At 69.7% G+C, this 7555-nt stretch carries 7 protein-coding genes; 5 read left to right on the top strand and 2 right to left on the bottom strand.

What is annotated here, in order from left to right; genetic code table 11:
- Positions 1 to 567: hypothetical protein (locus JNW89_RS21515; protein WP_238450271.1), on the bottom strand; the 567-nt coding region annotated here is incomplete at its 3' end.
- Positions 568 to 1257: 690 nt separating this feature from the next.
- On the opposite strand from JNW89_RS21515, the gene JNW89_RS21510 reads away from it, so the two are divergent.
- The 5 genes from JNW89_RS21510 to JNW89_RS21490 all read left to right on the top strand — a co-directional run bounded on the left by JNW89_RS21510 (position 1258) and on the right by JNW89_RS21490 (position 7217).
- Positions 1258 to 2931, top strand: a complete 1674-nt coding sequence (locus tag JNW89_RS21510) for an ABC transporter substrate-binding protein (protein ID WP_238450270.1) — start codon at positions 1258 to 1260, stop codon at positions 2929 to 2931.
- A gap of 99 nt (positions 2932 to 3030) precedes the next feature.
- Positions 3031 to 4038 carry an ABC transporter permease gene (locus tag JNW89_RS21505; protein ID WP_238450269.1) on the top strand — a complete coding sequence of 336 codons (1008 nt, stop codon included), beginning with the start codon at positions 3031 to 3033 and terminating at the stop codon, positions 4036 to 4038.
- Positions 4035 to 5063: an ABC transporter permease gene (locus tag JNW89_RS21500; protein WP_238450268.1), complete on the top strand. Its 1029-nt coding sequence runs from the start codon at positions 4035 to 4037 to the stop codon at positions 5061 to 5063. Before JNW89_RS21505 ends, JNW89_RS21500 begins: the two co-directional genes overlap by 4 nt.
- A 76-nt stretch (positions 5064 to 5139) precedes the next feature.
- A complete protein-coding gene (locus JNW89_RS21495) occupies positions 5140 to 6126 on the top strand; it encodes an ABC transporter ATP-binding protein (protein WP_238450267.1) in 987 nt (328 codons plus the stop codon).
- Positions 6123 to 7217, top strand: coding sequence for an oligopeptide/dipeptide ABC transporter ATP-binding protein (locus JNW89_RS21490; RefSeq protein WP_309140011.1), 1095 nt, complete (start codon positions 6123 to 6125; stop codon positions 7215 to 7217). Before JNW89_RS21495 ends, JNW89_RS21490 begins: the two co-directional genes overlap by 4 nt.
- 51 nt (positions 7218 to 7268) lie before the next feature.
- Here the strand turns inward: JNW89_RS21490 and JNW89_RS21485 are convergent.
- A partial coding sequence (locus JNW89_RS21485; protein ID WP_238450266.1) for a hypothetical protein occupies positions 7269 to 7555 on the bottom strand: 287 nt, incomplete at its 5' end.

Below are 7555 nucleotides of genomic sequence, written 5' to 3'. Positions count from 1 at the left end.
GACCAGGTCGGCGGCCTGCTGCTCCCACTGGGCGTAGTGGTCCGGGTAGGCCGAGACCTGCACGGTCTGGGCGGCCTCGGTCAGCGGCATGTCCTTCCAGCCGTCGACCTGCTTGAGACCCTTGAGGAACGCCATCGTCGAGTACTCGGGGTCGGTGATCTGCTCGACCGTGCCCCAACCGCTGGACGGGCGCTGCTGGAACAGACCCTGCGAGTCGAAGTCGTTACGGTCACCCAGGTGACCCAGGTTCTCCAGCTTCGACTCCTGCAGCGACGTGGCGATCGCGACCACGGCGGCCCGCTCGTCCATGCCCGACTTCTTCGTCGCGGCGATGATCGCCTTCACGTTGGCGGTCTGCTCAGCGCCGACGTCGATGTGCGACTGCTTGCCCTGCACACCGTGCGGGATCAGCTTGCTCTTGCCGGGCTTGTCGGCCTGCACCACGGCAACGGCCTTGGCGTCGACCGGGGCGGCGTGGGCCTCGGTCACGGGGCCGGCGAAGACGCCACCGGCGAAGGCCAGACCAGCAATACCCAGCACGCTCTTACGCAAAATGGTGGTGTTCATGGGGGAAGCTCCTTCAGGGGGTTGACGCCGCCGGTCGACCGGGGGATCGACATGACAGGCGGCGTAAGCACCACGAGTAGGCGCTCACACACAAGGGGAAAAGTCTTCTGACCGGCAGGCTTCACGAGCGGGGGGCTCGGCGCCGGGTCCATGTGTAACGACCGGCGGCCCACCATCATTCCGGGGGCCCGGCATCCCGGGCCGGCCACGCGTTCGGGCCAGGCCAGCGGGGTGCTGCTGCGATCGTCCAGGTGAGTAACGACGCCGGGCCGGCCGCCATTCCGCCGTGCGGGTGCCGCCGGTCGCGGGACACCGGCCGATCGGGCATGAACCGGACATCGCGCCGGACCGTCCCGCCCCGGTGGCGGCCCGATCCGTCCGCCTGGCGGGAGGTGGGGCGGGTGTCCGCGTACCCGAAGAGGAGCCGGCAGGGGCGGGCGCTGGTCCGGAGGGAGGGTTTACGGGGTTTTGGTGGGTATTGGCCGGCGGTGCGGGAGCGGTACGGACCGGGGTGTCGGGTGTGACAGTCCCGTTTGTCGGCCGATCCGAGGCTGTCAGACGCAGTCACTTGGTGTCGGCTTGATAGCGATTGCCTAACGGCCGTTCCGCTTGCTGTGTGTCCTGTCATAGCCTCCCGCTCACGGACCGCCCATGAAACCGGCGTGGTCACGCGGATGACAGAGGTGAGAGATGCAGGCGAGAAGGCTTAGAACGGCCGTGACCCTCGCGGCCGTTGCAGCCCTGGCGGTCGGCGCGGCCGGCTGTGCGGAAAGCGACCGCAGCGACGACAGCGGCGAGGCCAAGACGGGCGGCACCTTCATCTTCGCGGGTGCCGGTGACCCCAAGAACTTCGACCCGATCTTCAACGATGACGGTGAGTCGTTCCGGCCGATCCGGCAGATGTACGACACCCTCATCCAGCACAAGCCGGGCACGGCGGAGCTCCAGGGCGGCCTGGCGGAGAGCTGGGAGCACGACCCCGAGGGCAAGGTCTGGACCTTCAAGCTGCGCCAGGGCGTGAAGTTCCACGACGGCACCCCCTTCAATGCCGCGGCGGTCTGCTTCAACTTCGACCGCTGGTACAACATGAAGGGCGCCGCTGCCCAGTCGCAGATGATCTACTACATGGACGTCTTCGGCGGCTTCGCGAAGAACGAGAGCCCCGACGCCGGCAAGCCGGTCTACAACAAGTGCGAGGCCAAGGACGACGGCACCGCCGTCATCACCCTCAACCAGTACAAGGGTGCGTTCCCCGGCGCCTTCGCGCTGACCGCGCTCTCGATCGCCAGCCCGGAGGCCCTGAAGAAGGGCGACGCCGACACGGTCAAGCAGAACGGCGACTCCTTCGAGTACAGCTCGTTCGCCACCAGCGGCCCGGTCGGCACCGGCCCGTTCACGTTCGGCGGCTGGGACAAGGCCAAGAACGAGGTCACCCTGAACCGGAACCCGGACTACTTCGGGGAGAAGGCCAAGGTCGACAAGCTGATCATCAAGATCATCAAGGACGAGAACACCCGCAAGCAGGAGCTGCGCGCGGGCACCGTCCAGGGCATCGACTTCCCGGCCCCGGCAGACCGCAAGGCGCTCGAGGGTGAGGGCTTCCAGGTCGTCGCCCGGCCCGCGTTCAACATCCTCTACCTGGGCATCAACCAGAAGAACCCGAAGCTGAAGGACCTGCGGGTGCGCCAGGCGATCGCCTACGCCCTCAACCGTCAGCAGCTCGTGCAGACCAAGGGCCCGGGTGGCTCGAAGGTCGCCGACGAGTTCATGCCGGACACCGTGCTCGGCTACGCCCCGGACGTGCAGAAGTACGAGTACAACCCGGAGAAGGCCAAGCAGCTGCTCAAGGAGGCCGGCGCCGAGGGTCTGACCCTCAACTTCTACTACCCGCCGGACGTCTCCCGGCCGTACATGCCGAACCCGCAGGAGATCTTCACGATCCTCGCCAACGACCTGCAGGCCGTCGGTATCAAGGTCAACGGCGTGCCGCGTCCGTGGAACGGTGGCTTCAAGGACGACGTGCAGCAGTTCGGCAAGCAGGACCTGCACATCCTGGGCTGGACCGGTGACTACAACGACCCGGGCAACTTCGTCGGCACGTTCTTCGGCCGCGGCAAGGTCGAGTTCGGCGACCAGTCGATGACCGAGATGTTCGACGCCATCGCCAAGGCCGACGGCACCGTCGACGAGGCGGCCAAGAAGGCGGCCTGGGAGCAGGTCAACCGGGACATCGCCAGCAAGTGGCTGCCGGCCGTGCCGGTCTGGCACGCCCCGCCGGCCATCGTCGTCACCAAGGACGTCAAGGGTCTGGTCGCCAGCCCGCTGACCGACGAGCGGTTCAACACGGTCAGCGTCACCAAGTGACGTACGTCGCTGACGCCGTAGGCGCGTATCGGCCCGGGTCCGGGGCTCCATCCCGGCCCGGGCCGATTCCGCGAACATCGAGAGTCTGGTGTGTGAGAGATGTTGCGAGTCATAGTCCGCCGCCTGCTGCAGCTGGTGGTGACGCTGATAGCGCTGTCGGCGCTGATCTTCATCTGGCTGCGGAACCTGCCCGGCGGCCCGGTCGAGGCGCTGCTCGGCGAGCGGGCGACCCCCGAGCGCCGCGCCCTGCTGATCAAGGCGCTCGGCTACGACCAGCCGATCCTGGTGCAGTACGGCAAGTTCATGCAGCGAGTCCTCACCGGTGACTTCGGCAACTCGATCCGGACCGGTGACCCGGTCAGCGAGGTGATCGGGCGGGCCTTCCCCGCCACCATCGAGCTGGCCCTAGCCGCGATGATCATCGCGGTGGGCCTGGGCATCCCGCTCGGCTACCTCGCCGCCCGCTGGCGTGGTCGCTCCCTCGACAACCTGGCGATCGCCGGCACCCTGGTCGGCATCTCGATCCCGATCTTCTTCCTGGGCTACCTGCTCAAGGACGTGTTCACCCAGAACATCCACTGGTTCCCGCCGTCCGGGCGGGTCACCACCGGGCTGGACAACACGAACGTCACCGGGTTCTACGTCCTCGACGGCCTGCTGACCCGGGAGTTCGACGCCAGCGCCGACGCGCTCTGGCACCTGATCCTGCCGGCGGTCACGCTGGCCACCATCCCGCTGGCGGTGATCGTCCGGATCACCCGGGCCAGCGTGCTCGACGTGCTCAACGAGGACTACGTGCGCACGGCCGAGGCCAAGGGCCTGCGGCACCGGACCATCCGGGGCCGGCACATCCTGCGCAACGCCCTGCTGCCGGTGGTCACCACCATCGGCCTGCAGACCGGCGCGCTGCTCTCCGGCGCGGTGCTCACCGAGAAGGTCTACAACTGGGGCGGCCTCGGCACGCTGATCGTCGACTCGATCACCGGCGGCCGGGACTACCCGGTGCTCCAGGCGATCATCCTGCTGGCCGCCCTGGTCTTCGTGGTGGTCAACCTCCTGGTCGACCTCTCCTACGCCTTCATCGACCCGAGGGTGCGTGTCCGATGACCGATCCGACCACCCAGGCCGGCGCCACGGCGCCGGCGCCCCGTACCGGTGACGAGCGCACGGGCGGCGTGAGCGAGCGGAACATCGGCCTGCTCGGCGACCGGAAGAAGGCGCGGCTGGACGAGCTGGCCCGAGCCACCGCCGACAACGGCGGCGTCAGCCTCTTCCGCGACGCGCTGCGGCGGCTCCGGCGCAACCCGGTCGCCATCGTCGGCGCCGTCATCGTCGGCCTGTTCATCCTCGTGGCGGTCTTCGCGCCGCTGATCGCGCCGCACGACCCGGCGCAGGAGTTCGACGCGCTCACCAAGAACCTGACCGTGGAGAACATTCCGGGGGCCACCGCCGGGCACCCGCTCGGCTCCGACCCGCTGGGTCGCGACTTCCTCTCCCGGCTCATCTACGGCAGCCGACAGACCCTCTTCGTCGGCGTGCTCGCCACCCTGATCGGTCTCTCCCTCGGCGTGCTGCTCGGCGCGATCGCGGGCGCCTTCGGTGGCTGGGTCGACGTCGTCCTGATGCGACTCACCGACGTGATGCTGGCGCTGCCCAGCCTGCTGCTGGCGATCACCCTGGTCGCCATGGCCAGCAAGTCCAGCCAGTGGACGGTCATCTTCGCGGTGGCCATCGTCAGCGTGCCGATCTTCGCCCGGTTGCTGCGCGGCTCGATGCTCGCCCAGCGGGAGAGCGACCACGTACTCGCCGCGCGGGCGCTCGGCGTCAAGGAGCGCAACATCGTGCTGCGGCACATGCTGCCCAACTCGCTGACCGCGGTGATCGTGCAGGCCACGCTCACCTTCGCGGTGGCGATCCTGGACGCGGCGGCGCTCTCCTTCCTCGGCCTCGGCGACCCGGACATCAACCGCGCCGAGTGGGGCCTGATGCTCGGCGTGGACGGCGTCCACTACTTCGAGGCCCGCCCCGAGCTGGCCTACTACCCGGCGCTCGCGATCATCGTGGTCGCGCTCGGCTTCACCCTGCTGGGCGAGGCGATGCGCGACGCCATCGACCCGAAGAACCGGCGGTGAGGGCGGTGCGGCGGACCAGCACGGCCGGCGTGGGCCGCCGGCGAGCGAAGCATCAGCGCAGTGAGGAAGTGACCCGATGAGCCTGCTCGACGTACGCGACCTGAGCGTGGTGTTCCAGCGGCGGGGCGAGCGGCCGTTCACCGCCGTGGACAAGGTGAGCTTCAGCGTGGAGCCGGGCCAGACCGTCGGCCTGGTCGGCGAGTCCGGCTGCGGCAAGAGCGTCACCAGCCTCGCGATCATGGGCCTGCTGCCCAAGCGGGGCAACAAGGTCAGCGGCGAGGTGCTCTTCGACGGCGCCGACCTGCTCACGCTCCGCCCGGACGACATGCGGGACCGGCGTGGCCGGGACATCGGCATGATCTTCCAGGACCCGCTCTCCTCGCTGAACCCGGTCATCCCGATCGGCGTGCAGGTGGCCGAGGTGCTGGAGCGGCACCAGGGGATGGACCGCAAGAAGGCGCTGCGGGAGGCCCGGGAACTGCTCGACGCGGTCGGCATCCCGGACCCGGACCGGCGGCTGAAGGAGTATCCGCACCAGATCTCCGGCGGCATGCGGCAGCGCGCGCTGATCGCCATCGCGTTGGCCTGCAAGCCGCGGCTGCTGATCGCGGACGAGCCGACCACCGCCCTGGACGTGACCATCCAGGCGCAGATTCTCACCCTGCTCAAGCAGTTGGTCGACGAGACCGGCACCGCGCTCATCATGATCACGCACGACCTCGGTGTGGTGGCCGGCCTCTGCGACACGGTCAACGTGCTCTACGGCGGCAAGGTGGTCGAGCGGGCCGCCCGGCACGAGCTGTTCGCCCGGGCCCGGCACCCGTACACCCACGGGCTGCTCAGCTCCGTGCCCCGGCTGGACTCGCCGCGTGGCGAGCGGCTGCACGCCATCCGCGGCTCGGTGGCCGACAACATCCCGTGGGCCGAGGGGTGCGCCTTCGCGCCCCGCTGCGACAACGTCGTGGACGCCTGCCTGGAGGGCCCACCCCCGCTGGAGCCCACCGCCACCGGCGGCGACCTTCGCTGCAACAACCCCGTTTCCGAGGAGGTGGCGGTCCCGTGACCGAACGGACCGGACCACTGGTCGAACTGCGCGACCTCAAGGTCCACTTCCCGATCAAGAGCGGCCTGCTCTTCGACCGCACCATCGGGTACGTCTACGCCGTCGACGGCGTCTCGCTCGCCATCCGGGCCGGTGAGACGTACGGGCTGGTCGGCGAGTCGGGCTGCGGCAAGTCGACGCTGGGCCGCGGCCTGCTGCGGCTGGTCGAGCCGACCGACGGCGAGATCCTCTTCGACGGCACCGACGTCCGGCAGCTCAAGGGCGAGAAGATGCGCCTGGCCCGCCGCCGGATGCAGATGATCTTCCAGGACCCGCTGTCCAGCCTGGACCCCCGCCAGTCGGTGGAGTCGCTGCTGGTCGAGGGGCTCAAGGCGCACGGCCTCGCCAACGACAAGGCGGAGACGAGCCGGCGGCTGCGGGAGACCCTGGAGGCGGTCGGCCTGCCCGCGTCGGCGCTGAGCAAGTACCCGCACGAGTTCTCCGGCGGCCAGCGCCAGCGGATCGGCATCGCCCGGGCGCTGGTGCTCAACCCGGAGCTGATCGTCGCCGACGAGCCGGTGTCGGCGCTCGACGTGTCCATCCAGGCGCAGGTGCTCAACCTACTGGAGGACCTCCAGAACGAGCGCGGCCTGACGTACCTGATCATCGCGCACGACCTGGCGGTGGTCCGGCACATCGCCGACACGGTGGGCGTGATGTACCTGGGTGGTCTGGTGGAGGAGGCGTCCAGCGACGACCTCTACCGGGAGCCGATGCACCCGTACACCAGGGCGCTGATGTCGGCGGTACCGGTGCCGGACCCGCTGGTGGAGGACCGTCGCGAGCGGATTCTGCTCGCCGGCGACCTGCCCTCGCCGACCAACCCGCCGTCCGGGTGCCGCTTCCACACCCGGTGCCCGTGGGCGCAGCCGACCCGCTGCGCCGACGAGCGGCCGGCGCTGCGCGAGGTGGTCGGCGGGCACAAGGTCGCCTGCCACTACGCCGAGGAGATCGCGGCCGGCCGGATCCGTCCGCACGAGGTGGAGCCGGAGCTGGTCCGGCCGGACGACGGTGGAGCGCCGGACACCGGTGAGCTGATCCCGACGCCGTGAGCACGTGCCGAGGCCCCCAACCCCGCGCGGGGTCGGGGGCCTCGGCGTGTCTCAGCCCTCCGGGCGGTTGAGCAGGGCGACCGCGACGGCGTGGACGGCGTCCAACCCGGCCGGGTCGGCAAGCGCGGCCTTCCCGCCGGTCACCGCGTACCACTCGTCGGCGTCCTTGTACTGCACGGAGAGGGTGACCTGCCCGTCGGCGTACCGGGTCTTCAGGGTCAGCTCGCCGGTCACCACGCCGGCCTCGTCGGTCATCACCCCGCCGGGCCCGGCCACCAGGTCGGCGGTCAGCTCCCGGGGTGACGCGTCCGGTCGGGCGTCGGCACTCATCCCGGCCC

It is taken from the genome of Micromonospora sp. 4G55, assembly GCF_016803375.1.
The sequence above is the reverse complement of the archived record's forward strand: the minus strand, read 5'-3'. Positions and strand labels throughout refer to the sequence as shown.

Coding starts and splice junctions, on each gene's coding strand:
- JNW89_RS21500 (WP_238450268.1), top strand. CDS start 4,035: ATGACCGATCCGACCACCCAGGCCGGCGCCACGGCGCCGGCGCCCCGT.
- JNW89_RS21505 (WP_238450269.1), top strand. CDS start 3,031: ATGTTGCGAGTCATAGTCCGCCGCCTGCTGCAGCTGGTGGTGACGCTG.
- JNW89_RS21510 (WP_238450270.1), top strand. CDS start 1,258: ATGCAGGCGAGAAGGCTTAGAACGGCCGTGACCCTCGCGGCCGTTGCA.
- JNW89_RS21495 (WP_238450267.1), top strand. CDS start 5,140: ATGAGCCTGCTCGACGTACGCGACCTGAGCGTGGTGTTCCAGCGGCGG.